Source organism: Mycobacterium sp. NTMscope_MAC_269 (genome assembly GCF_976985695.1).
This window is the reverse complement of the sequence record NZ_OZ335668.1, coordinates 1,267,020-1,291,851: the sequence shown is the minus strand read 5'-3', so window position 1 is coordinate 1,291,851 and position 24,832 is coordinate 1,267,020. Positions and strand designations below refer to the sequence as shown.

The 24,832-nt window shown below is 68.6% G+C and carries 20 protein-coding genes, 1 pseudogene and 1 riboswitch; of the genes and pseudogenes, 5 read left to right on the top strand and 16 right to left on the bottom strand.

Annotation, left to right across the window (positions count from 1 at the left end):
* Positions 1-31 precede the first annotated feature (31 nt).
* Genes ACZ50Z_RS06240 through ACZ50Z_RS06225 form a run of 4 tightly spaced genes read right to left on the bottom strand, consistent with a single transcriptional unit; the run spans position 32 to position 4,674 of the window.
* Entirely contained in the window at positions 32-1,936 is a 1,905-nt protein-coding gene (locus ACZ50Z_RS06240; RefSeq protein WP_464482753.1) for a lysophospholipid acyltransferase, read from the bottom strand.
* Positions 1,933-3,759: a fatty acid--CoA ligase FadD11 gene (gene fadD11 / locus ACZ50Z_RS06235; RefSeq protein ID WP_464482752.1), complete on the bottom strand. Its 1,827-nt coding sequence runs from the start codon at positions 3,757-3,759 to the stop codon at positions 1,933-1,935. The genes ACZ50Z_RS06240 and fadD11 overlap by 4 nt, the downstream gene beginning before the upstream one ends.
* A gap of 40 nt (positions 3,760-3,799) precedes the next feature.
* Positions 3,800-4,276: a VOC family protein gene (locus ACZ50Z_RS06230; protein WP_464482751.1), complete on the bottom strand. Its 477-nt coding sequence runs from the start codon at positions 4,274-4,276 to the stop codon at positions 3,800-3,802.
* A complete protein-coding gene (locus ACZ50Z_RS06225; RefSeq protein ID WP_464482750.1) occupies positions 4,273-4,674 on the bottom strand; it encodes a MerR family transcriptional regulator in 402 nt (133 codons plus the stop codon). Before ACZ50Z_RS06225 ends, ACZ50Z_RS06230 begins: the two co-directional genes overlap by 4 nt.
* A gap of 58 nt (positions 4,675-4,732) precedes the next feature.
* Between ACZ50Z_RS06225 and ACZ50Z_RS06220 the strand changes: the two genes are divergently transcribed.
* Both ACZ50Z_RS06220 and ACZ50Z_RS06215 read left to right on the top strand, forming a co-directional pair.
* Positions 4,733-5,197, top strand: coding sequence for a PPOX class F420-dependent oxidoreductase (locus ACZ50Z_RS06220; RefSeq protein ID WP_464482749.1), 465 nt, complete (start codon positions 4,733-4,735; stop codon positions 5,195-5,197).
* A complete protein-coding gene (locus ACZ50Z_RS06215) occupies positions 5,194-6,168 on the top strand; it encodes an MBL fold metallo-hydrolase (RefSeq protein WP_464482748.1) in 975 nt (324 codons plus the stop codon). Before ACZ50Z_RS06220 ends, ACZ50Z_RS06215 begins: the two co-directional genes overlap by 4 nt.
* Here ACZ50Z_RS06215 and dnaE read toward each other — a convergent pair.
* The 4 genes from dnaE to ACZ50Z_RS06195 all read right to left on the bottom strand — a co-directional run bounded on the left by dnaE (position 6,131) and on the right by ACZ50Z_RS06195 (position 12,253).
* Positions 6,131-9,697, bottom strand: a complete 3,567-nt coding sequence (gene dnaE / locus ACZ50Z_RS06210) for a DNA polymerase III subunit alpha (RefSeq protein WP_464482747.1) — start codon at positions 9,695-9,697, stop codon at positions 6,131-6,133. The genes ACZ50Z_RS06215 and dnaE overlap by 38 nt on opposite strands.
* Before the next feature lie 62 nt (positions 9,698-9,759).
* Positions 9,760-10,182, bottom strand: coding sequence for a type II toxin-antitoxin system Rv0910 family toxin (locus tag ACZ50Z_RS06205; RefSeq protein WP_464486114.1), 423 nt, complete (start codon positions 10,180-10,182; stop codon positions 9,760-9,762).
* Between the two features lie 223 nt (positions 10,183-10,405).
* A complete protein-coding gene (locus ACZ50Z_RS06200) occupies positions 10,406-11,209 on the bottom strand; it encodes an SDR family NAD(P)-dependent oxidoreductase (protein WP_464482746.1) in 804 nt (267 codons plus the stop codon).
* 3 nt (positions 11,210-11,212) lie between these two features.
* Complete coding sequence (locus ACZ50Z_RS06195) at positions 11,213-12,253, bottom strand: SDR family NAD(P)-dependent oxidoreductase (RefSeq protein ID WP_464482745.1); 1,041 nt, start codon at positions 12,251-12,253, stop codon at positions 11,213-11,215.
* A 226-nt stretch (positions 12,254-12,479) separates the two neighbouring features.
* Here ACZ50Z_RS06195 and ACZ50Z_RS06190 point away from each other — a divergent pair.
* Both ACZ50Z_RS06190 and ACZ50Z_RS06185 read left to right on the top strand, forming a co-directional pair.
* A pseudogene (locus ACZ50Z_RS06190) lies at positions 12,480-12,893 on the top strand (group I truncated hemoglobin).
* Between the two features lie 46 nt (positions 12,894-12,939).
* Entirely contained in the window at positions 12,940-13,698 is a 759-nt protein-coding gene (locus tag ACZ50Z_RS06185) for a class I SAM-dependent methyltransferase (protein WP_464482744.1), read from the top strand.
* A 162-nt stretch (positions 13,699-13,860) separates the two neighbouring features.
* Here the strand turns inward: ACZ50Z_RS06185 and ACZ50Z_RS06180 are convergent, their stop codons facing one another.
* Entirely contained in the window at positions 13,861-14,787 is a 927-nt protein-coding gene (locus ACZ50Z_RS06180; protein ID WP_464482743.1) for an RluA family pseudouridine synthase, read from the bottom strand.
* Positions 14,780-15,388 (bottom strand): signal peptidase II, encoded by a 609-nt coding sequence (lspA, locus tag ACZ50Z_RS06175; RefSeq protein ID WP_464482742.1) that lies wholly within the window; start codon positions 15,386-15,388, stop codon positions 14,780-14,782. Before lspA ends, ACZ50Z_RS06180 begins: the two co-directional genes overlap by 8 nt.
* A gap of 52 nt (positions 15,389-15,440) precedes the next feature.
* Here lspA and ACZ50Z_RS06170 point away from each other — a divergent pair, with 52 nt between their 5' ends.
* Positions 15,441-16,397 carry an asparaginase gene (locus tag ACZ50Z_RS06170; protein WP_464482741.1) on the top strand — a complete coding sequence of 319 codons (957 nt, stop codon included), beginning with the start codon at positions 15,441-15,443 and terminating at the stop codon, positions 16,395-16,397.
* On the opposite strand, the gene ACZ50Z_RS06165 is transcribed toward ACZ50Z_RS06170, so the two are convergent.
* The 6 genes from ACZ50Z_RS06165 to ACZ50Z_RS06140 form a co-directional block, all read right to left on the bottom strand.
* On the bottom strand, positions 16,362-17,762 hold the full coding sequence (locus tag ACZ50Z_RS06165) for a DNA polymerase IV (RefSeq protein ID WP_464482740.1): 1,401 nt from the start codon (positions 17,760-17,762) through the stop codon (positions 16,362-16,364). The genes ACZ50Z_RS06170 and ACZ50Z_RS06165 overlap by 36 nt on opposite strands.
* Before the next feature lie 102 nt (positions 17,763-17,864).
* Positions 17,865-18,743 carry an endonuclease domain-containing protein gene (locus ACZ50Z_RS06160; protein WP_464482739.1) on the bottom strand — a complete coding sequence of 293 codons (879 nt, stop codon included), beginning with the start codon at positions 18,741-18,743 and terminating at the stop codon, positions 17,865-17,867.
* A gap of 129 nt (positions 18,744-18,872) precedes the next feature.
* A complete protein-coding gene (ileS, locus tag ACZ50Z_RS06155; RefSeq protein ID WP_464482738.1) occupies positions 18,873-21,986 on the bottom strand; it encodes an isoleucine--tRNA ligase in 3,114 nt (1,037 codons plus the stop codon).
* A 274-nt stretch (positions 21,987-22,260) separates the two neighbouring features.
* Positions 22,261-22,506, bottom strand: coding sequence for an Rv1535 family protein (locus ACZ50Z_RS06150; RefSeq protein WP_464482737.1), 246 nt, complete (start codon positions 22,504-22,506; stop codon positions 22,261-22,263).
* Positions 22,507-22,793: 287 nt separating this feature from the next.
* Positions 22,794-22,979: riboswitch (M-box (ykoK) riboswitch) on the bottom strand.
* A gap of 82 nt (positions 22,980-23,061) precedes the next feature.
* Complete coding sequence (locus ACZ50Z_RS06145; protein ID WP_464482736.1) at positions 23,062-24,186, bottom strand: NAD(P)H-dependent flavin oxidoreductase; 1,125 nt, start codon at positions 24,184-24,186, stop codon at positions 23,062-23,064.
* 75 nt (positions 24,187-24,261) lie between these two features.
* A complete protein-coding gene (locus tag ACZ50Z_RS06140) occupies positions 24,262-24,831 on the bottom strand; it encodes a carboxymuconolactone decarboxylase family protein (RefSeq protein ID WP_464482735.1) in 570 nt (189 codons plus the stop codon).
* Between the last annotated feature and the right edge of the window lies 1 nt (position 24,832).

Genomic DNA, 24,832 nt, shown 5'->3' with positions numbered 1-24,832 from the left:
ACGTTAATGGTCGGTGAACGCCCGCGCGTGCTCAGCGCGCTCGGGCCAGCTCCGCGATGGTGTTGACGCGCCGGACCGCGGTGGCGATCTCGTCGGCGAACTCGCGCCGGCGCCGGGCGACGTCCGGCTCCTCGACGCTGTCGACCAGCTCGCGGTGCCGGGCCAAACGCAGTGCCGTCTTGAACAACTCCATCGACCGCGACTCCGCGCTGGCGATCCTGCGCTGCAGCTCCCACTGCTTGCCGACCTCGAGGCATTCGGCGAGAAACGCGTCCTCGTCGAACGATTCGTCGTCGTAGGCGGCGAGGCGGTCGGCGACGATGTGGTAGGCGTCGAGGAACGGGCGCAGCACGAGGTGCGCCAGCAGGACGTCGGCTTTTTCCAGCAGGCCGCGCACGTCGGCCGCGTGGGCCGCCTTACGGGTGTCCTCCACCCGCCCGATCAGGCGCACCTCGTCGGCGAGCTCCTTTTCGAACTGCGCGCGCGCCGAGAACAAGAACTCGAACTTCAGCAGCTCGCGCAGGCGCAGCGCCTCGTCGCGCACGGTCGTCGGCTGGACCAAGCCCTCCACCGAGCCCTCCGCGTCCTCGATGGCGGCCAGCAGCGCCGTCTCGGCGATCGCGCGGTCGACGACGATGTGAATCGCGGCGTTGCGGTAGAACGCGGCGACCAGGTGCTGCTCGGCTCCGATCCCCCACACGGGTTCGGTGCCGGCGTCGTACACGCTGACGACGCCGGAGGCGACCAACTGGTGCAGGGTCCAGCGGATGGTGGAGCGATTGGTCAGGTCGGCGGCGCCGGCCACCGTCCAGTTGCGTGCCGCGATGTAGCTCGCCAGCGGCCGCACGGTGGCCAGGACCTCGCTGATGGACAGTGAGCGGTCGGCACCCAGCAGCGCGAGGCTCACCACGGCGGTCGGGGTGACGGGTGTGGCCCGGTTGATCCGGTGCTCGACGTCGAGCGCGATGCGTTCGATCTCGGTGCCGGTGCCGGATTCTGATGTTTTTTGCAAGGCGCGCAGTTCCTCGAGCCGCTTGCGCAGCGGCAGCGGCTCGCCGAAGTCGAGGTAGGCGCGGCCGAGCCGTTCACCCTGCTGGCGCGCCAACCGGATCAGGAAGCGAAAGTCCTCCGGCCGCTTCGTCGCGCCGTAGGCCTCGGTGGTCATGGCCTCCACCTCGTGCAGCTGGTCGTACACGATCGAGGTCGGCACCAAATACACCTCGGGACCGTCGATTTCGTCGACCGCGTCGGCGATGTACCGCAGGATCCCGAACACCGGCGGCCGCAGCTTGCCCGTCCTGGTCCGGCCGCCCTCGATGGACCACGTCATGTTGGCGTGGTTTTGCACCAGCTGCGCGGCATACGCGCGCAGGACGAAGCGGTAGACCGGAATGTCTTTCGTCTGGCGCCGGATGAAGATCGTCCCGGTTCGCTTGGCCCAGGCGCCCATCGGGAAGAAGTTCAGGTTGGCCCCGCCGAACGTGAGCGCCGGCGAGAGCCGGTTGGCCTGAATCACCTCGGGCAGCAGCAGCCCGTCCAGATACGAGCGGTGCGAAAAGGCAAATGCGAGAGTGGCTTTGCGGTCCAACTTGCGCAGTCCGGCGATCTGATCCTCGTCGACGAGCACGTCGTAGGCCCGCATCAGCCAGCAACTGAAGCTGCGCCAGGCCCGCACCGCCCGCTCGTCGAGCGAGGGCGCCATTTCCCGCAGGTAGCATGCGGCCTCGGCGCGCACGGCGGGAAGGTCGCGGCCCAGGTCGTCGGCCAGCTTGCTCAGCCGCTCGTCGTACCATGGCGCGGCCAACAATTGGGAGACCTCGGCCGGGTCCGTCAGGAGCGGCGCTGTGGACTCCTCAACAATTCCAGTGCGCTGCAACAGCTTCCGCATGCCGAGGCGACCGATCTCGCGGGCGCTTTCCGCCGGGCCGCCGATCATGCCGGCTGCACCGTCGCGAGGCCGGAGGGCTCGTGGACCTCCGGATGCGGATCATCCGCGTAGAGCTGCTCGATCTGCTCGGCGTATTTCGTCATGATCGGCTTGCGCTTGAGTTTCATCGTCAGCGTGATCTCGTCGCCGCCGGGCTCCCACAGCGTCGGCAGGATGCGGAACCGTTTGATCTGTTCCACCCGCGACAGTTTGGCGTTGCCCGCCGCCACCCCGGCGGCGATCTGCGCGACGACCTCGGGGTCGGCCGCGAGCGCGGCGGGCGACGCGTCGGGCAGTCCGCGCTGGGCGGCATACGGGCCGACCGAGTCGGCGTCGAACACCATGAGCGCGGTGTTGTAGGGCCGTCCGTCGCCGATGGTGATCATCACCCCGACCATGGGGCATGCGGCCAGGATGGAGTTCTCAATGTTGGCCGGCGACATGTTCTTTCCGGCCGCATTGATGATCAGCTCCTTTTTGCGGTCCACCACCCGCAGATAGCCCTGCGCGTCGGCCTCGAGGATGTCGCCGGTGTGCAACCACCCGTCGGCGTCGATCGCCTCGGCCGTCTTCGCGGGTTCCTTGCGGTAGCCCTTCATCACCAGCGGGCCGCGCACCAGAAACTCGCCGTCGTCAGCGATCTTGCCCTCGAGCCCGGGAAGCAGCTTGCCGACGGAGCCCAGCCGTGCCTCGCGTGGATGGCTCACGGCGGCGACGCAGCTCAGCTCCGACATTCCCCAGACCTCGGCGATCGGAATGCCGATGGCGGCGAAGAAGGCGAGCGTCTCCTTGGGGATCGGGGCCGCACCCGAGACCGCCCAGCGCAGGTCGCCGAAGCCGAGCCGCTCGCGCAGCTTCGACAGCACCAGCTCGTCGGCCTTGGCCCATTCGGCGGCCACGTCATCCGGCATCGCCTCGCCGGCCACCAGGGCGGCGGCGCGTTTGGCGGCCACCGACATCGCCCACTGCAACGCCTGGCGCGTGACGTCGTCCTTTTCGTTGGCGACCGTGAATTCGATTCCGGCCTTGAGCTTTTCCCATACTCGCGGCACCGCTCCCCACACCGTGGGCCGGGCGTCGGACAGCGCGGCGGCGATCGCGCGTGGGTCGGAGACCACCGTCACCCGGGCGCCGAACACCTCCAGGCTGTACAGGCCCATCACCCGGTCGGCGATGTGCGCCGTCGGCAGAAACGACGTGACCCGGTCGGCGTACTGGCTCGGCAGGACGGCGTCGAAGGCATACATCTCGAAGAGCAGGTTGGCGTGGGTCATCTCCACGCCCTTGGGGTTTCCGGTGGTCCCGGAGGTGTAGATGAGGGTGGCGACGTCGCCGGGTTGCACCGCCCGCCAGGTGGATTCGAAATCGAAATCCTCTTGCGCGGCGGCATACAGGTCGTCCACGGAGAGGGTGCCGGGGGGCGAGCCGTCGATGCAGACGATGTGTTCGACGGGTGCGCCACTGGCGCGAATGCGATCCACGTACTGCGCCTCGCAGATGGCGACCTTGGTGCCGGCGTTGTCGAACAGGTACGTCAGCTGTTCGGCCGGCAACGTGTTGTACACCGAAAACGATGTGGCGCCAAGGTGTTGGGCGCCGATCTCGCAGGGGTAGAACTCGATCCGGTTGGCCATCATCAGCGATACCGTGTCGCCCCGGCGCACCCCCAGGCCCGCCAGTCCGGCGGCGACCTTGCGCACCTGCGCGGCGAGCTCTCCCCACGTCAGCGTCTGGGTGTCACCGGGCGTGCGGAGCGCGACGGCGTTCGGGTCGATCGCGGCGGTGCGCGCAAACGCCTCGCACAGGGTGGCCGGATGCTCGGCAGTCGTCATTTTCGTAGCGTACGTCGGTGCCCAGGGCGCGGATACGTTTTCAGGTGCCGGGGCGCCAGAGCTGCACGGTGCTCGTCACGCCGGCGGGCAACTCGAGCAGCTCGATCGGTGTGTCGTCGGGGTCGTAGATGAAGAACATCCGCACTCCCCCGATATCGACGGGCGGATCGGCCCGGACGCCGGGGTGCTGGCGCACCACGGCGTCGTAGGTCGCGTCGAGATCGTCGACCCGGAACGACATGTTGGTGTATCCCAGGTGCGGGCCGCTGGGGCATTCGGGCATCGCGCCCAGCGACAGCAGCTCGACCATCGCGGCCCCGATGAGCCCGCCGATCATGCGGCCCTGCTGGGCGGCGCCGCCGGTCACCGAATCGAGTCCGGCGCCCGCGAGTTCGACATCGAAGACGACGTCCATGCCCAGCACAGCGGTGTAAAAGGCCAGGGACGCCTCGATGTCGGAGACGCCGATGCAGATGTGGGAGAAATTCTGCACGGCGAGGGGGCGCGGTGGGTTCATGGCTGCTCCTTGGCGGGGTGGGGTGGGTGAATGCCGCACGTGCAGGCGTCTATTGACGGGCAGGTGCAGCGCATGCCCCATTCGATGACGGCCCGGGCGCGGGCCAGCGACTCCAGCTGCGCGTCGATCTCGGCGAGCTTTGCCTCGGCGAGCGCGCGGCTGGCCGGCCGGCCCGGCGCGTCGTCGGCGAACAGCAACGCGATCTCGTCGAGCGAGAACCCCGCGGACTTGCAGAGCGCGATGACCTCGAGGCGGGACCGAATCGAGTCGTCGTAGCGGCGCTGACCGCCCCGTCGTGTCGGCTCGGGCACCAGGCCGATCTGCTCGTAGTAGCGCAGGGTCGTTGCGGCGACCCCGGTTTCGCGGGAGATCTCTCCGATGGTGCGGCCACCGGCCATCGCGCCTCCCGAATCCGATGCTTGACTTAGAGCCAACTCTAAGTCCTTGACTGTCGCTATGGCTATCACCTCACGCCCCTTGCGGGCGGAACTGGACGGTTCGCGCTACGCCCTGCTCCGGTCCTTTCGCCGCGACGGCACCGCCGTCGACACCCCGATCTGGTTCGCGTTCGACGACGACGCGTTGCTGTTTCGAACCAAGGTCGGTCCCAAGACGCGGCGACTCGCCGCGCGCAGCGACGTCGAACTGGCGGCCTGCGATTACCGGGGCCGGGTCCGATCGGGCGCGCGGGCGGCGTCCTGGGTACCCGGTCGCGCCGCCGTCCTGTCCGGCGCCGACGCCGAGCGCGCGAACCGCGTGCTGCACCGGAGGTACGGCTGGCAGTGGAATATCGTGCCGCTGATCAAGGTCCCGGGCGTGACCAACGTGCACCAGGATCTGTGCGTGCGCGAGAAGCTACGGCGCGCCCGCGACAGCGGGGTGTGGCCGGACAGCGCCATCGTGCGGGTGGAGCTGCCATGACGCACACAACGGCGGCGGACCCGGTCCGCTCCCCCACGTTGCGCCAATGCTGCGGCGCCGCAGCCGGATTCGTGCGCGGCATGGTGCGCCCGAAACGGCCCGACGAGCGATTCCTGCGCGGCGTCGTCGATGCGGGGCTGCCCGACGCCGCCCGCACCGTGACGGTGCGGGCACTGCCCCAGGTGCCGCGCCCGGTGCCGACCGCCGCCATTGTGGAGGGCATCTTCACGCCGGGCCGCATCGAGAATTCGCTGACGTCGTTTCTGATCGCGCACCCGCAGGCCACGTTCATCGTCGATCCGGCGGTGTGCGTCGACGCCGAACACCGCGCGATCGCCCAGCTGCCCGCCGTGCTGCGGGTGGCGGTGCGCCCGCCGGCCAGCACCATCCCCACCATCGCGGCGCTGGGCCGGCTGCCCGACGCGCCGGCGCTGGATTTCGCGTTGCCGACCCATGCGCACTGGGATCACGTGTCGGGCCTGCTGGACCTGCCGGATCTTCCCGTGCACCTACACCGCCGCGAACACGACTGGATCGGTTCCGGTCCCGTCGCGCCCGTCGGCGGCGTCCGCGATGCGCTGCGCGGGCGACCGATCAGCGACTACGAGCTGGACGGGCCGCCGGTGCTGACGTTCACCGCGAGCCACGACCTCTTCGGCGACCATTCGGTGATCCTGGTGGATCTGGCCGGCCACACCCCGGGCAGCGTCGGGGTGCTCGCCCACACCGCGCGCGGGTGGATCCTGATCGCCGGTGACGCCGCCTGGCACCGGTTGCAGATCGACAAGGTGCGGCAAAAGTCAAGCTACCCGGGCGCTTTGGTAGACGAGGACCGCGAGGAGACCTTCAGGACGCTGCAGCGCCTGCACCTGGCGCGGCACGCGGTCACGATCGTTCCGACCCACGACCACCAGGCGGCGCTGGAATTGCCCGCTAGCCGCCCAGGCAGCCCGGGCCGAGCAACTCCTTGAGGTCCCCCATCAACGCGGGCGACGGCGTCACCCGCAGCGAGGCATCAAGTTCCAATGTGGTGATCCGGTCCCCGCTGATCAGCCGCAGATGCACCTGCGAGGTCCCCGGGTGGCGGGCCAGCACCTGCTTGAGCGCGCTGACCTTGTCGATGGTGCACTGCCGGGTGGGCAGGCTGAGGGCGATCGGCCGGTTCACCTGGGCGGTGGAAAAGTCCGGCACCACAAGCTCGTTGGCGATCAGGCTGATCCGATCGTCGCGGATGGCCACCTTGGCGTTGATCAGCACGACGGTGTCATCGGCGATGTCGGCGCCGTAGCTGGAATACGCGTGCGGGAAGAACATCACCTCGATGCCACCGGTGAGGTCCTCCAATTGCGCTGATGCCCAGGGCATCCCGTTCTTGTTGACCCGCCGGTTGACCGACGCGAGGATGCCACCCACCCGCACCTGCGTCTCGTTGGCCACGTCGCCGTCGAGGATGGCCGGGATCTGGGTGTCGACCTGCGCGGCGAGCAGGTGCGCCACGCCGTTGAGCGGATGCCCGGACACGTAGAGGCCCAGCATCTCCCGCTCCAGCGCGAGCTTGTGCTTGTCCTCCCACTCGTCGTCGGGCACCTTGATGGTGAACACCGCCTCGGTGCACCCGTCGTCCCCGCCGAACAGGTCGAACTGCCCGATCGCCTCGGCCTTCTTGGTGCCCAGCACCGAATCGACCGCATCGGTGTGCACCAGGAACAGGCCCTTGCGGGCGTGACCCAGCGAGTCGAAGGCGCCGGCCTTGATCAGCGACTCGGTGACCTTCTTGTTGCAGGCCGCAATGTCGATCTTGTTCAGGTAGTCCGAGAAATCGGTGAACTTGCCCTTGCCGTTGCGGGTGCCGATCAGCGATCCCACCACGTTGGCGCCGACGTTGCGCACCGCGCCCAGCCCGAAGCGGATGTCCGTTCCGACCGAGGCGAAGTTCACCAGCGACTCGTTGACGTCGGGCGGCAACACCGTGATGCCCAGCTTGCGGCAGTCGGCCAGGTAGACGGCGGCCTTGTCCTTGTCATCACCCACCGAGGTCAGCAGCCCGGCCATGTATTCGGCCGGATAGTTGGCCTTCAGGTAGGCGGTCCAATACGAGACCAGGCCGTAGCCGGCCGCGTGCGACTTGTTGAACGCGTACCCGGCGAACGGAAGGATGGTGTCCCACAACGCCTTCACCGCTTTTTCGGAGAATCCGTTGGCGGTCATGCCCTCGTAGAAACCCTTGTACTCGGCCTCGAGCACCTCGAGCTTCTTCTTGCCCATCGCTTTGCGCAGCGCGTCGGCCTTACCCATCGTATAGGAGGCGACCTTCTGGGCGATCAACATGATCTGCTCTTGGTAGACGATCAAACCGTAAGTCTCGGACAGGATCTCGCGCAGCGGTTCCTCGAGTTCCGGGTGGATCGGCTTGACCGCCTGGCGGGCGTTCTTGCGGTCGGCGTAGTCGTTGTGGGCGTTCATGCCCATCGGCCCGGGGCGGTACAGCGCGAGCACCGCGACGATGTCGTTGAACTCGGTGGGCTGCATGCGGCGCAGCAGGTCGCGCATCGGGCCGCCGTCGAGTTGGAACACGCCCAGGGTGTCGCCGCGGCCCAGCAGCTCGTAGGTGGGTTTGTCGTCCAGCGGCACGGATTCCAGGTCGAGGTCAATTCCCCTGTTGGCCTTGATGTTATCCAGGGCGTCGCCGATGATCGTCAGGTTGCGCAGGCCCAGGAAGTCCATCTTCAGCAGCCCGATGGCCTCACACGACGGGTAGTCCCAGCCGGTGATGATGGCCCCGTCCTGCGGCCGCTTCCACAGCGGAATCGCCTCGGTGAGCGGCTCGCTGCTCATGATCACCGCACACGCGTGCACCCCGGCGTTGCGGATCAAACCTTCCAGGCCGCGGGCCGTCTGGTAGATGGTGCGCACGTCGGGGTCGGTTTCGATCAGGCCGCGGACCTCGGTGGCCTCCTTGTACCGCTCGTGGGCGGGATCGGTGATCCCCGACAGCGGAATGTCCTTGGCCATGATCGGTGGCGGCAGCGCCTTGGTGATTCGGTCGGCGATGGCGAAGCCGGGCTGGCCGTAGTGGATCCGCGCCGAATCCTTCAGAGCCGCTTTGGTTTTGATGGTGCCGAAGGTGATGACCTGCGCGACGCGGTCGGAACCCCACTTGTCGGCGGCGTAGCGCACCATCTCGCCACGGCGACGGTCGTCGAAGTCGATGTCGATGTCGGGCGCCGACGGGCGTTCCGGGTTGAGGAACCGCTCGAACAGCAGGCCGTGCGGAATGGGGTCGATGTTGGTGATGCCCAGCGAGTAGGCCACCAGCGAGCCCGCCGCCGAACCACGTCCCGGGCCCACGCGGATGTCGACCGAGCGGGCGTAGTTGATCAGGTCGGCGACGATCAGGAAGTACGACGGAAAACCCTTGTCGCAGATGACTTTGATCTCGTATTCGGCCCGGTCGATGTAGTCCTGGCCCACGCCGGACGGGAACCGGCGCTGCAGTCCCGCCATCACCTCGTGATGCAGCCAGGTGGCCTGGTCGTGCCCCTCGGGCACCGGGAAGATCGGCATCCGGTCGCGCGGCGCCCACACCTCGTCGTAGGGCTGCACCCGTTCGGCGATCAACAGGGTGGAGTCGCAGGCGCCGGGGACCTCGTCGTCCCAGATCCGGCGCATGTCGGCGGCCGACTTCAGGTAGTAGCCGTCGCCGTCGAACTTGAACCGGTTGGGGTCCGAGAGCGTCTTGCCGGTCTGCACGCACAACAGCGCCTCGTGGTTGTGGGCGGCGTCGCGGGTGACGTAGTGGCAGTCGTTGGTGGCCAGCGGCGGTATGTCCAGCTTGCGGCCGATCTCGAGCAGCCCCTCGCGGACCCGGGTCTCGATGGACAGCCCGTGGTCCATCAGCTCGAGGAAGTAGTTGTCGGCACCGAAGATCTCGCGCCACTTGGCCGCCGACTCCAGCGCCTCCCGGTCGTGGCCCAGGCGCAGGCGGGTCTGCACCTCTCCCGAGGGGCAGCCGGTGGTGGCGATGATGCCCTCGGCGTGTTCGGCGATGATCTCGGCGTCCATCCGCGACCACTTGCCGAGCTGGCCCTCGAAGGACGCCAGCGAGGACAGCTTGAACAGGTTGCGCAGGCCGGTGGCGTTCTCGGCCACCATCGTCATGTGCGTGTAGGAGCCGCTGCCCGAGACGTCGTCGGACTTCTGGCCGGGGTCACCCCACAGGATCCGCCGGGTGTCGAAGCGCGACGCGGGCGCGATGTAGGCCTCGACGCCGATGATCGGCTTGATCCCGGCCTTGGTCGCCGCGTTGTAGAACTCGCTGGCGCCGAACATGTTTCCGTGGTCGGTCATCCCGACCGCGGGCATTTGCAGCCGGTCCACCTCGGCCAGCATCGGCGCGATCTTCGCGGCACCGTCCAACATCGAGTACTCGGTGTGGTTATGCAGGTGCACGAAGGACGACTCGCGACGAGCGCTTGCGGGAGGAGGAAACGAACCGGTCATAGGGACGCCAGTCTATGACTGGGCACCGACACTCGTTGGGCGTGTCGCCGCGTGTGTTGCGATCAGTCGTCGGCGTACAACTCGACGAAATTCTTCAGCGACTTCTGCACGTCGCCTTTGACGGCGCGGGCCGCCGCCGCGCCCACCGGACCGAACAGCGGGCGCCCGCCCAGTTCCAGGCGCAGGCCCAGGGTCGATCCCTCGCCGGTGGGGCGCACGGTGAGCGAAACGGCGTATTTGGCGCCGCCTTTGCCCGAGCCCGACATCGCCACCTCGTGCGGCGGGTCCCACTTGGTCACCGTCCACGTCACCCGGTTGCGGAAGCCCTTGGCCTTGGCCACGCCGACGACCTGGGTGCCTTCGCCCAGCTCGTCGGGCAGTTCGCTGCGCCAGCCCTCATGCATGACCAGCCAGTCGCCCAGGTCCGACAGATCGGACACCTGGTCCCACATCTCCTGGGGGCTCATCGGTACGTCGGCGGTCATATCCACGGCGGCCACGACCTGAGCGTAGCCCGACGCTCGCTTCGCCTTGAGTGTGCGCTCGGGGCTTTGAGTGTGCGCTCAGGGCTTTGGGTGTGCGCTCACGGCGACGACACGCCGAGCAAGCCCGCCGTAGTCGCACACTCAAAGCCGTCGCTGCACACCCGCCGCCCTGGATGCACACTCGCCGAACCGTCAGGCAAAGACGGCCGCGGTAACGCGCGCCTTAGTTCTTCGGCCCCCCGCGGAATCGGTTGCCGATCCGGATGCCCGGCAACAGCAGGCTGCGCGGTGCGAACCGGCCGCCCGTGCTGACCACCTTGGGTACCACGCCGGGCACCACCGTGCGCCGCCCGGACAGCATGCCGCCGATCGCCGCCTCGGCCACGTCGCGCGGCGAGACCTGCGCGAGCGGAATGCTGAACCGCTCGGCGTTGGCGATCTCCGCCCACTCGGTGGGCACCGGCCCCGGGCACAGGCAGGTCACCGACACCCCGGTGTCGTGCAGCTCCTCGTGGACGGCTTCGGAGAACGTCTGCACGAAGGCCTTGGTGGCCGAATAGACGGCCATGTAGGGAACCGGCTGAAACCCCGCGATCGAGGCGATGTTCATCACCGCGCCGGCCCCGCGCTCGACCATGCCGGGCAATGCCGCGTGGGTGAGTTCCATCAACGTCAGGGCGTTGAGGGTGACCTCCTCGCTCTCGCGTTCCACCGGCAAGTCGTAGAAGACCCCGCTGGTGCCGAAGCCGGCGCTGTTGCACAGCCCCGCGATCGGCTCGGTGCGCAGCCGGTTCGCCAGTTTGGCGCGCGCCTGGTCGTCGCTGAGATCCAGCGGCAACACCTCGACGGCGACCGAGTATTCCTGGCCCACCTCGTTGGCCAGCTCGTCGAGGCGCTCGCGGCGCCGCGCCACCAACAGCAGCGGAAAGCCGCGGCGCGCCAGTCCGCGGGCCAGTTCGGCGCCGATGCCCGAGGAGGCCCCGGTGATGACGACGGTGGTCTGGATGTCAGGTTTTGGAAGGCTCATGTCTCACCAATGTATCCCGCGGGTCGCCCGCACAAACGTCTCGCTTCGCCGGTCGAATTCCGTTGTGTCGTTTGCCGATTCACTACCCTTTGCGGCGCTGGAGTCGCTGAACATGGCAAACGCCCGGTTGCGCACCCGGTCCATCACCGCCGGGTTGACCGCATCGGCGACGGCGGCGAACTGCCCGAACGGCGAGCTGGCCCGGCGGGGCCGGTGCACGATCGCGTCGGTGATCACGCCGGCCGCCTGTTCGGGCGTCAGCGCCGGGAATTTGTCGTAGAGCGTGGTCGGGCTGATCATCGGCGTGCGCACCAGTGCCATATGCACGGTGGTGAACCGAACGTCGTCGTTCACGGTCTCGGCCTGCAGCGAGTCGCACAGGCTGTCCAGCGCGGCCTTGCTGGCGATGTAGGCGCCGAAGCGGGGCGCGCGGGTCTGCACGCCCACCGAGGACACGTTGACGATGTGCCCATACCCCCGCTCGCGCATCCCCGGGATGAACTTGAGGATCAGCTGGACGGCGCCCAGGTAGTTGAGCTGCATGGTCCGCTGATAGTCGTGAATGCGGTCGTAGGACAGCTCCAAGGAACGGCGAATCGACCGCCCGGCGTTGTTGATCAGGATGTCGACGCCGCCGAGGTCGCTGAGCACCTGGTCGGCCATGGCCGCGATCGCGTCCATGTCGGACAGGTCGCAGGGGTAGACCTGGGCGGTCCCGCCGGCTCCGCTGATATCAGACGCGACCTTTTCGAGGTTTTCCCGGGTGCGGGCGACCAGCGCCACGGTCCCCCCGGCCTCGGCGATCTTCTTCGCGGCGGCCTCACCGATGCCCGACGATCCCCCGGTGATCAGGATGGTCTTGCCGCGGACGGCCTCCTCGAGCGTGCGGCCCTGCACGGCGTCGAGCAGATTCCTCAGATAGAAGGGCCGATACCGGCCTGCCGAGTTCGGGGTGTTGACAATGTGAGACACCGTTGCCAGCGGCTTTTCCACCAGGTTCCCCAGCGAGTTCTCCACCAAATTCGTCAAGTCGCCAAGGTTCATCGGCATTCGCTCCTGATGGGTGATGTGACGTGCGTCATATCGCCAACCTAGGTCATCGTCCCCCGCCCCGACGCGGATTGCGCTCATGTGCCCCGGGCCGCACCTTCACGGTTTGCCCAGAGTAATCACAATCTGTAGGCAATCCTCTTGTTACACAACGCAATCCGGGCGTGATCGCGCACTAACCGACGGGCAACGCCGCGATGTTCCAATCGGCGATACGAAAATTCTGGCGCGCTTCCGCAAGTCCGGACCGGTCAGCATCTACGACCGGATCGGCGAGCACGAGGCGATCGAGGTCGTGGTCGACGACTTCTATGTCCGGGTGCTTGCCGACGACGAACTGTCCGGGTTCTTCACCGGCACGAACATGAACCGCCTCAAGGGCAAACAGGTCGAGTTCTTCGCCGCCGCCCTAGGCGGCCCCGAGCCCTACACCGGCGCGCCGATGAAGCAGGTGGCGTAGGGGCCTTCAGGAGGAACAAGTATCACCATGCATCACTTCGGTTTGGTGGCCGGACATTTGGCCGACGCCCTGGCCGCCGCCGGCGTGCCGCCCGAGACGGTGACCGAGATCCTCGGGGCGGTCGCGCCGCTGGCTCCCGAGATCGCCACCGGCGACGCCAAGGCGAGGGTCTGAGCCCACGGGCCTGCCATCCGTCGCGAACGGTGCCTAGCATGCTGACATGCGGCGCACATTTGACGACCTGATCGCCGAGGCGGACGCCGCCCCGGTCGACGGCTGGGATTTCTCGTGGCTGGACGGCCGCGCGATCGAAGACCGCCCGTCGTGGGGTTATCAGCGCCTGCTGAGCCAACGGCTGGCGAGCGTGTCGGCCGCGCTGGACATTCACACCGGCGGCGGGGAGGTGCTGTCGGGCGCGGCACCGTTCCCGCCCACGATGGCGGCCATCGAGACGTGGCCGCCCAATGCGGCGCTGGCCACCCAACGCCTGCATCCGCTGGGCGTGGTGGTCGTCGCGACCCGGGATGAGCCCCCGCTGCCGTTTGCCGATGGTGCGTTCGACCTGGTGACCACGCGCCATCCGATCTCGGTCTGGTGGACCGAGATCTTTCGGGTGCTCCGCCCGGGCGGCACCTACTTCGCGCAGCACATCGGCCCCGCCACGATGGCCGAGCTCGTCGAGTACTTCATCGGGCCGCAGCCGCAGAAGTGGGCCGAGTTCCACCCCGACGCTGTGCGCGCGCAGGCCGAGGCCGCCGGGCTGCAGATCGTCGATGTGCGCATGGAGCGCATGCACGCCGAGTTCTTCGACATCGGCGCCATCGTCTACTTCCTGCGCAAGGTGATCTGGACGGTCCCCGACTTCACCGTGCAGCGCTACCGCGACCGGCTACGGGAATTGCACGAGCGCATCGAGTCCGACGGACCGTTTGTCACCGATTCCGTGCGCTTGCTCGTCGAGGCCCGTAAGCCCAGCTGAGCGATCGCAAGCGCGGCGAAGCCGGGCGCAGCGGGTCGCGACCACCAGACTGAGCGATCGCAAGCGCGGCGAAGCCGGGCGCAGCGGGTCGCGACCATCAGACTGAGCGATCGCAAGCGCGGCGAAGCCGGGCGCAGCGGGTCGCGACCATCAGACTGAGCCTCAGCCCTCGTCGCGCAGCACGTCCAGCGCGTGCTGCAGGTCGGGCGGATAGGGGCTGACGATCTCCATCCGCCGCCCGTCGGCCGGGTGGGCGAACGACAGCGAACGGGCGTGCAGCCATTGCCGTTGCAGCCCAAGTGATTTCGCGAGCTTGGGGTCGGCCCCGTAGACCAGGTCACCGCAGCACGGGTGGTGTAGCGCGGAGAAGTGCACCCGAATCTGGTGTGTGCGCCCGGTTTCCAGGTGCACGTCGAGCAGGCTGGCGGCGACGAACGCCTCCACGGTGTCGTAGTGGGTGAGGCTGTGCCGGCCGTCCTTGGTGACCGCGAACTTCCACTCGCCGCCGCGGTGGCGCCCGATCGGCGCGTCGATGGTCCCACTGGACGGATCCGGATGTCCCTGCACCAGCGCGTGGTAGCGCTTGTCGACGGTGCGCTGCTTGAACGCCCGCTTGAGCAGCGTGTAGGCGCGCTCGGAGAGCGCCACCACCATCACCCCGGAGGTGCCGACGTCGAGGCGGTGCACGATGCCCTGCCGCTCGGGCACCCCGGAGGTGGTGATCCGGTAACCGGCGGCGGCCAGGCCGCCGAGCACCGTCGGCCCGCTCCAGCCCACCGACGCGTGCGCGGCCACCGCGGCCGGCTTGTCGACCGCGACGATGTCGTCGTCGGAATACAGGATCGTCATGCCCTCGATGTCGACGGGCGTGTTCTGCAGCGGCGCCGGCGCCTCGGGCAGGCGCACCTGTAGCCAGGCGCCGCCGGTCAGCCGATCGGACTTGCCGGCCTGCACCCCGTCCAGCTCGACGCCGCCGTCTTCGGCCAGGGCCGCCGCCGCGCTGCGCGACAACCCCAGCAGGCGGGCCAGCCCGGCGTCGACGCGCATGCCCGCCAGTCCCTCCGGGACCGGCATCGAGCGGTCACTCACCCGCGCTGTGCCCGGTGTCCCCGTCGGCCTTGCGCCGGCCCACCGAGTCGAAATCGAAGCCGAAGATCGACAACACCACCAGGAGGATGGCACCGCCGACCACCGAGGGGTCGGCGACATTGAACACCGGCCACCACCCGACCGAAAGGAAGTCGACGACGTGGCCGCGCAGCGGGCCGGGGGCCCGGAAGAAGCGGTCGACGAGGTTGCCCATGGCGCCGCCGAGGATCAGTCCCAGGCCCACCGCCCACCAGGGCGACACCAGCCGCCGACCCATCCAGAAGATGCCGACCACCACGCCCGTCGCGATCAGGGTCAGCATCCACGTGTATCCCGTGGCCATCGAGAACGCGGCACCGGAATTGCGCACCAGCGTCCAGGTCACCGTGTCGCCGATGATCGGTACCGGCTGGCCGGGAGGCAACAGCTTGACGGCGAGCACTTTGGTGACGACGTCCAGGGCCAGCACGATCGCCGCGACCGACAGCAACAGGCGCAGCCGCCTCGGAGCAGGTTCATGTGGCCGTTGCGGGTCGGTGGCCGCGACGTCCTTGTCGGGCGAGGTCACCGGCTCAGTCGATCCCGTGGGTTCTTCAGGCACTCTTCCATCATCCCCTACTGCCCCGCGCGGGCGGGCGACGTCCGCGGCGGCGATGCGCAATGATTCGACCATGGCACGCCTCACCGTGATCGCCACCGGGGGCACGATATCGACGGGCACCGGCGCCGACGGGGTGCACCGACCCTCCTACAGCGGCGCGGATTTGACGTCGCCCTTTCGCGGGGAGCACGACGTCGACGTCGTCGACCTGCTGGCGGTCGACAGCTCGGAGCTCACACTGGCCGATTGGGACCGGATTCGCGACGCGGTGACGGCCGCGCTCGACGCCGGGGCCGACGGGGTGGTCGTCCTGCATGGCACCGACACCATGGAGGAGAGCGCGCTGTGGCTCGACCTCACCTATGGCGGCGACGCGCCGGTCGTGTTGACCGGCGCCATGCGCAGCGCCGACGCGCCCGACGCGGACGGCCCGGCGAATGTGCGCGACGCCCTGGCGGTGGCGGCCAGTCCCGCCGCCCGCGGACTGGGCGTGGTGTTGTGTTTCGCGGGCCGCGTGCTGCAGCCGCTGGGCATGTACAAGGTGGCCACCGAGGACCTGAGCGGCTTCACCGGTCAGGTCCTCGGCACCGTCGCCGGCGACGTCGCGTTGACCGACCCGAAGACGCGGCCGTACGTGGGCGAGCTACGGGCGGGCACGGCGCCGCGGGTCGACATCGTCGCGGCCTATCTGGGCAGCGATGCGGTGGCGCTCGATGCCTGCGTGGATGCCGGGGCGCGGGCGGTGGTGCTCGAGGCGTTGGGCGCGGGGAACGCGGCGCCCGCGGTGGTCGACGCGGTGCGCCGGCACTGCGGCGACGGGCTCGTCGTCGCGGTGTCCACCCGGGTGCCCGGCGGGCGGGTCGGCGCGAGCTATGGCCCCGGCCATGACATGGCTGCGGCCGGGGCGGTGACGGTGCCCAGGCTGCGTCCGCCTCAGGCGCGCGTCTTGCTGATCGCCGCGCTGGCCGCCGGGCTACCCGCCGCCGACGTCATCGGCCGGTGGGGCTGACCCCGCGTCGGCCTGCAGCTCGCCCACGTAGTCCGGCCAGTCCAGCGAATCGACCGGATTGGCGCGGGCCAGCTCGCCGCTGTCGGCGGGAAACGTCCGGGCCGGACCCGGCCCGGAGGAGCGGGTTTCGAATCGGGCGGTGACCACGCCGTGGCCGGCACCCTGTACCCAGCCGTGCCCGAGGTCGCGGTGCACGACATCGTCGCCCACCCGCCAGCCGGCCTCGTCGGTTCCCGCGGCGAACATGGCCTCGGTCGTGGTCTCGACGGGCGGCGAATCCGGTTGCTCCTGCGGCAGTTCCAGATCGGGGAACAGCGACTCCTGGCGCACGTCGCTCAACCCCGAAAATCCCACGCCGAGAAGGCGAATGGGCCCGATCTCGCGCGGATCGAGCAACAGGCGCCGGGCCACGCCGACCAGCGCGGCGATCTCGGTGGTGGCATACGGCAGCGTCGCGGACCGGGTCAGCGTGCTCATGTCGGACTTCTTCAGCTTGACCGTGACGGTGCGCGCGCCGCGGCCGTCGCGCAGCAGGCGGTGATGGGCGTGCTCGGCGATCGGTTCGATCGCCTCACGCAGCTGCTCGAGGCTGGTCAGGTCGGCGGCGAAGGTCGACTCGGAACTGATCTGCTTGGCTTCGGCGCGTTCGGCGACGGGACGGTCGTCGACGCCGAGCGCCAGCCGGTGCAGCGCCGGCCCGATCGTGGCGCCCAGGATGTTGGCCGCTTCCGCGTCGGTCAGCGCCGCCAGCTCGCCGATGGTCTCGATGCCGAGCCGATGCAGTTTCTCCTCGGCCACCGGACCGATTCCCCACAGCCGGCGCACCGGCAGCCCGCCGAGCAGCGGGCGTTCTTCGTCGCGGCGGACCACGCGGATCCCGTCGGGCTTGGCCAGACCGGAGGCGATCTTGGCGATCTGCTTGCCCGAGCCCGCGCCGACCGAGGCGATCAGCCCGGTCTGGTCACGGACCCGTCGGCGCAGGTCCTCGCAGAAGGTTTCGACGTCGGCGGCCGACGCGCCGGCCAGCTGCGCGGGTTCGCCGAATCCCTCGTCGAAGGAGAGCTGCTCGACGACGGGGACGACGGCGCGGATGGTGTCGAAGACCCGTCGGCTGGCCACCCCGTACACCACGCCGCGCGGCGGCAGCACCACCGCGCTCACCCCGACCAGCCGGCGGGCCTGATGCATGGGCATGGCCGACCGGGCGCCGAACACGCGCGCCTCATAACTGGCGCCGGCCACCACGCCCCGCCCGCCCAAACCACCGACCAGGACCGGCCGACCCCGCAGGGTCGGCCGGGTGAGCTGCTCGACGGAAGCGAAGAACGCGTCCATGTCCAGGTGCAACACCCAACGCGACTCCACAATTGGAAATGCTAGGGCCGGTTCGTTTTGCCTTCTGCGCCGCGAGACTGTAGTTAACGACGGGTCTTCTCGAGAAACGTGTCGCCAACTACAGTCTCGCGGTCAAAGTGGGCAGCCCGCGGCCGCCAGAGCGCTCCGGGCCCGGTCTACGACGACGTCGGGCCGATGACGTAGCAGGTCGGCGCCGACCCGGACCAGGCGCCATCCCCGCCGCTCCAGTTCGGCTGTGCGCTCGATGTCATTGGCGCGGATGCGCGGATCCGTCCAGTGTTGCGGGCCGTCATATTCCACCCCGACGTGCCACTCTTCCCGGCCCAGGTCGATCCTGGCGAGCACCGCACCCCATTCGTTGCGCACGATGATCTGCGTCTGCGGCCGGGGCAAGCCCGCGTGTACCAGCACGAGTCTTGTCCTGGTCTCCTGTGGAGATTCGGCCCCTGCGTCGATGAGCGGGAGCACGCGGCGCAGCTGCTTCATGCCGCGCGCGCCGCGATGGGTATCCATCAGGGGGTACACGTCGTTGGCGGCAACACCCGTGGCGCGGGCCAGGGCATCGATCCGGATCACCGCCGCCGTCACCCCCGCCGATCGTCGACCGACGTCGAATGCGGTTCGGGCGGGCGACGTCACCGGCACGCCGTCGACCGCCGTCACCTCTTCGGGCCGCAACACGTCGTTGCGAGTGATGAGCAACGACGGCGGGCGGGTGCGATCGCATACCAATTCGGCGGGCGCGTGCGGATCGATCCACTCGGCACCGAGAAGCGCCGCCGCCGAATTGCCGGCCACGACGGCTTCTTTCCCGGACCACAGCCACGCGGCGATCGCGCGATCGCGGGCCGTCAGTTGGCTGCCGCGCCGTTGGTACACGTTGCGATAGATGCGGGTGCAGGAGCGCCGCAGCTCACGGTCCGTCCACGCTCCCGCGCGGACGGCTTGTGTACCGACGACGGTTCTGCACTCACGCCAGCAGGGTGTCACGGCCCCCTGACACGCCGCGGCGCCACGACCCCTGCCACGCCGCGGCGCCACGGCCCCCTGACACGCCGCGAGACTGTAACTAGCGACAGCGCTTCTCGGGAAATGCGTCGTGGAATACAGTTTCGCGGGTCAAATTTTTGAAATGCTCACCCGCACGCCGTCGCCGATGGCGACGGCGTCGCGCGGCTCAGCGAATTCGAAACTAGTAGCGAGTATCTCCCCCGCGATGAGGTCGCGGTGCGCCCGCGCCCAGTCGGCGCGCTCGGCGGGCACCGCCATCACCACGCTGATGCGATCGGAGACCTCTAATCCGGTCGATTTGCGCAGCTCCTGCAACTCGCGGATGCGGTCCTTCGCCCAACCCTCGGCCTCGAGTTCGGGGGTGACCGTGCCGTCCAACACCACCAGGCCCGCGCCGTTTGGCAGGGCCGCGGTGAATTCCGGGTCGGCGGCGACCAGCCGTGAACTGTATTCCTCGAGCCGCAATACCGCCGGGCCGGCGGTCAGGGTGCCGTCGTCGTTGACGACGCCCTCCCCCGCCTTGACCGCCTTGATCGCGGCCTGCACGTCCTTGCCCAGCCGCGGGCCGGCCACCCGCGCATTGACGGTGAGCTCGAAGGAGCCGTAAGTGTCGATCGCATCGGTCAGCTCGACGCTTTTGACGTTGAGCTCGTCGGCGATCAGATCGGCGAAGGGCTCAAGAAGTTGCGGGTTCTCCACGGCCACAGTGAGTTTCGGCAACGGCAACCGCACCCGCAGCTTCTTGGCCTTACGGAGCGAGGACGCGGCCGAGCAGACTTCGCGGACCTGATCCATCGCGGCGACCAAGTCGGGATCGGCGGGCACGTCACCGGCCTGCGGCCAGTCGGTCAGGTGCACCGAGCGCCCACCGGTCAGGCCCCGCCAGACGATCTCGGTCACCGAGGGAAGCAGCGGCGCGGCCAGCCGCGCTGTCACCTCCAGCACGGTGTGCAGCGTGTCGATGGCGTCGGCGTCTTCGGTCCAGAACCGCGAACGCGACCGTCGCACATACCAGTTCGTCAACGCCTCGGTGAACAGGCGCAGCTGCTCGCAGGCCCGTGAGATGTCGCAGCGGTCCATCTCGCGGGTCAGGTCGTCGCGCAGCTCGGCGAGCTTGGCCAGGATGTAGCGGTCCAGCACCTGGGTCGAATCGGTGCGCCAGGTACCGACTTTCGGTGCGTAGAGCGCCAGGAAGCTGTAGGCGTTCCAGAACGGCAGCAGCACCTGGCGCACGCCCTCGCGGATGCCCTGCTCGGTGACGATCAGGTTGCCGCCGCGCAGGATCGGCGAGGCCATCAGGAACCAGCGCATGGCATCGGAGCCGTCGCGGTCGAACACCTCGGACACGTCGGGATAGTTGCGCAGCGACTTGCTCATCTTCTGGCCATCGGAGCCCAGCACGATGCCATGGGCCACACAGGTTTTGAAGGAGGGCCGGTCGAACAGCGCGGTGGCCAGGACGTGCAACGTGTAGAACCAGCCGCGGGTCTGACCGATGTACTCGACGATGAAGTCACCCGGGTAATGCCCGGTGAACCATTCCCTATTCTCGAACGGATAGTGCACCTGGGCGTAGGGCATGGAACCCGAGTCGAACCACACGTCGAGCACATCGGGGATGCGCCGCATCATGCTGCGCCCGGTCGGGTCATCGGGATTCGGCCGGGTCAGCTCGTCGATGAACGGGCGGTGCAGGTTGGTCGGCCGCACCCCGAAGTCGCGCTCCAGCTCGTCGAGGCTGCCGTACACATCGATGCGCGGATAGGCCGGATCGTCGGACTTCCATACCGGAATCGGGGTGCCCCAGTACCGGTTTCGCGAGATCGACCAATCGCGGGCGCCCTGCAACCACTTACCGAACTGGCCGTCCTTGACGTGCTCGGGGTACCAGGTGATCTGCTGGTTGAGTTCGACCATGCGGTCCCGGAAGTCGGTGACCGCGACGAACCACGACGACACCGCCCGGTAGATCAGCGGGTTGCGGCACCGCCAGCAGTGCGGGTAGGGGTGCTCGTAGGTTTCGTGGCGCAGCAGCACCGCCCCGTTGGCCGCGGCGGGGCCGGCGCCGTTCTTCAGGTCGCGGATGATGTGCGGGTTGGCGTCAAAGACGTGCTGCCCCTGGTAATCCGGGACGCTGGCGTCGAAGCGCCCCTTGGAGTCGACCGGGGTGACCGGGGCGATGCCGGCGGCGTCCGCGACGGCCATGTCGTCCTCGCCGTAGGCCGGCGCCATGTGCACGATGCCGGTGCCGTCCTCGGTGGTGACGAACTCGCCCGGCAGGACCTGAAATGCGTTGGGGGCGTCCAGAAAATACGGGAACGGCGGCAGGTAGCGGGTGCCGAGCAGGTCGGCCCCGCGATGGGTGCCCACAACTTCGGGTTGCTCACCCAATTCGCGGGCGTAGGCCGCCAGCCGCGGTTCGGCCAGCACGAAACGCCGATCCCCGGAGCGCACCTCGACGTAGGTCACGTCGGGGTTGACGGCGACGGCAAGGTTGGACGGCAGCGTCCAGGGCGTCGTCGTCCAGATCAGTAGATGAGCCCCGTCGAGCGAGCCGCCCACCACCTTGAAACCCACCGTCAGCGCGGGGTCCTGGCGGCTCTGGTAGACATCGTCGTCCATCCGCAATTCGTGGTTGGACAACGGGGTTTCGTCGCGCCAGCAATAGGGCAACACCCGGTAGCCCTCGTAGGCCAGCCCTTTGTCCCAGAGCTGTTTGAACGCCCAGATCACCGACTCCATGTAGGGCAGGTCGAGGGTCTTGTAGTCGTTGTCGAAATCGACCCAGCGCGCCTGGCGGGTGACGTAGGCCTGCCATTCGTCGGTGTAACGCAGCACCGAGGCGCGGCAGGCGTCGTTGAAGGCGGCGATGCCCATGTCGTCGATCTGCGACTTGTCGGTGATGCCGAGCTGGCGCTCGACCTCGAGTTCGGCCGGCAGCCCATGGGTGTCCCAGCCGAACCGGCGCTCCACCTTATAGCCGCGCATGGTGCGGTAGCGCGGGACGATGTCCTTGACGTAGCCGGTGAGCAGGTGCCCGTAGTGGGGCAGGCCGTTGGCGAACGGCGGACCGTCGTAGAACACGTATTCCGGCGAGCCGTCGCGGCGGGCGATGCTGGCGCGGAAGGTGTCGTCGCCGGCCCAGTAGTCCAGCACCTCGACCTCGAGCGCCGGGAAGTCGGGCGCCCCGCTGGCCAGCTTCGGGTAAGTGTGCTCGGTCAAACGTCGTCTCCTGTGCCAGTCTCAGGCCTGGGGACGACGACGCGCGGGCTGCGCGAGCGCCGCGGTACCACCCCGCTTGCCGCGCTCGCGCGCGACCGCTCATTGAAGGCTGTGACGGGCCTACCCGTTCGGTTCTACTGAGCCGGCCGGCTGTTCTTCCGAAGGCTCCCCGGTGATGGCCGGATCGACGCCAGTAAATCTTACCGCGAGGCGGTAACTACCGACGCAAACGCCGAGTGCACCCGTCGGCGGTTACCGCCTCGCGGTAGGAATGTCAGGCGCGGACCTCGAGCACACCGGCCCGCCACAGCGCCGCGTACACGTGGCGCAGCGGGATGCTCAGCAACCGGCAGGCGCCGTTGACCAGCGGGTCGCCACCCGCGCCGAAGAGCGGGTAGTCGCTGCGGCGCGGCTCTTGGGTCTCGGGCGCGGGAACCTGGATTTCGGTGACATCGCGCACCACCGTGAGCGTGCGGGCGGGCGCGACGGTGACGACTTCGTCGTAGAGAGCTGCGGTCATGATCGCCTCCTAGAGGAGAATTCCAACGGGGACTAGAAAGGACTGACGTGTCCCGTCCCGGGTCGGTTCCGATCTCAGAACGCTTGGCGGATAAGCACTTAGCGTGTGCGACGACTCAGCCGAGCAGGTCGCGCCGGAGAACGGATCGGGACGAAACAGTGTTCGGACTTCGATCCGGACTATCGCTAGAACTCATGTGTCCCTCACCTCCTCGCGGTCACGACGCATGCGGGGTCGCATGCGATCTAGGCGCAGCAAAAGGAGCAGAATCCGACGACCGCCGGAGATCCGCACCCCTCTCGTCAGAGCTTCGGCACCACACGACGTGATCCTGGTCCGGAAAACTATCCGAGCCGGAAGCCACCTGGGCTCAACCCTTAAGCCGGGAGGAGCTGTCCTGACCCGGGGCGTCTTTCGACGTTCGGGGTCAGTGGCCTGTATTCGTGTAGACGCCTCACCTAACGAGGTGCTTACCCGACCGATAATGCACGAGCGGTCTGACGCGGTCAAATCCCTGGACAGCGTGTCCGCGATTCGTTGCCGACCGGCCTGCGATCACTTCTCGATCAGGCCGTCGAGCCGGCCGATCGTGTCGATGAATTCGTCGACCATGTCCAGCACCACCGCGCGCGTGGGGCGGACCCGATCCAGCGAGCCGACCACCTGCCCGACGAAGTACGTCGCCAGCTCACGCGCCTTGGCGCCGTCGTGCGCGGCCGCGGAGTTGATGCGCACCTGCGGCTCGGTGATCAGCGCGGTCTGCAACGGCATGCCCAGCGGGTCCGGGTTCTCGGGCCGGTCCCACTCCTCGGTCCAGGCGGTGCGCAGCATCCGCGCCGGCTTGCCGGTCATCGAGCGCGACCGCACCGTGTCCGAGGAGGTGGCGGCCAGGAATTTTTCCTTGACGACGGGCACGGTCTCGGCTTCCTCGGTGGTCAGCCAGACCGACCCGCACCACACGCCCTCGGCACCCAGCGCCAGCGCCGCCGCGATCTGGCGGCCGCGGGCGATCCCGCCGGCGGCGAGGACGGGCACCGGTGCGACGGCGTCGACCACCTCGGGCACCAGCACCATGGTCGCCACGTCGCCGGTGTGGCCGCCCGCCTCGGTGCCCTGCGCGACGATCAGGTCGACGCCGGCCGCGGCGTGCCGTTGCGCGTGGCGGGTGGTGCCGGCCAGCGCGGCCACCAGCACGTCGCCGTCGTGGGCGCGCTCGACGAGGTCCGCCGGGGGCGGGCCGAGCGCGCTGGCGATCAGCCGGATGTTGTGCGCGAACGCCACGTCGAGCAGCGGCTGGTAACTCTTGGGCGAGATGTTCAAGCCACCCGCGGACGGGCGGAGTTCCCCGGCGGGCGCCGTCACGCCGTAGCGGGCCAGCAGGTCGTCGACGAAGGCGCGGTGCTCGTCGGGCAGCAGGGTTCGGGCCTGGGTGGCGTCGATCCCGCCCTGCTCGGCGCCGACGTATTTGGGCGGCAGCAGCAGGTCGACCCCGTAGGGCTTGCCGCCGGTCTGCTCCTCGATCCAGGTCAGTTCGTTGCGCAGTCGCTCGGGGCTGTGCGCGGTGGCGCCCAGGATGCCGAATCCGCCCGCGTTGGTCACCGCGGCCACCACGTCGCGGCAATGACTGAAGGCGCAAATCGGGAATTCGACACCGAGCATCTCGGCGACCCTGGTTCTCATTGCCCGACGCTAAGAGTTCTCGATTGATAAGTCAATCGCTTACGGCCCTGAGCAATTCATGCCGACGGATTGCCGCTAGGAGCCGGGCCGGTGGCCGTCCGGCGGCCAGCTCGACACACCCTCCTCCAGCGGCACCTCGAGGCTCTGCAGGATGGACGAAACCATGCGCCACGCGCCGATCACCGTGACCAGCTCGACGAGAACCGTTGTGTCGCCGTCGAATTCGCGCTCGCATTCCGCCCAGCTCGTGGCGCTGACCGCGCCGTCGCGCACCACGTCGTCGGTGGCCGCCAGCACGGCCCGCTCGGTGGGCCCAAACCCGGCGTGGTTGCGCCAATCTCGCACGCCGAGCAGGTCCTCGCCCGGGACGCCGAGCCGGGACGCGACGCGCCAGTGCTGTGTCCATTCGTAGTCGCAGGCGGTGAGCCAGCCGATCCGCATGATCGCCAACTCGCGCAACCGCGCGTCGAGGGCGCCGTGCCAGAGCATGGTGGCGAGCAGGTCGTTGATGGCGCGCGCCAGCGGCGGATGGTTGAGCAGCACCTGGAAGATGCTGAGTTCGGCCATGTAGTTGGGGACGGCCGCTTCGTCGGCGGCGGCCCTGGCTTCGTCCAGTGGCAGTTTGGGCAGGCGCGCTGTCGTCATC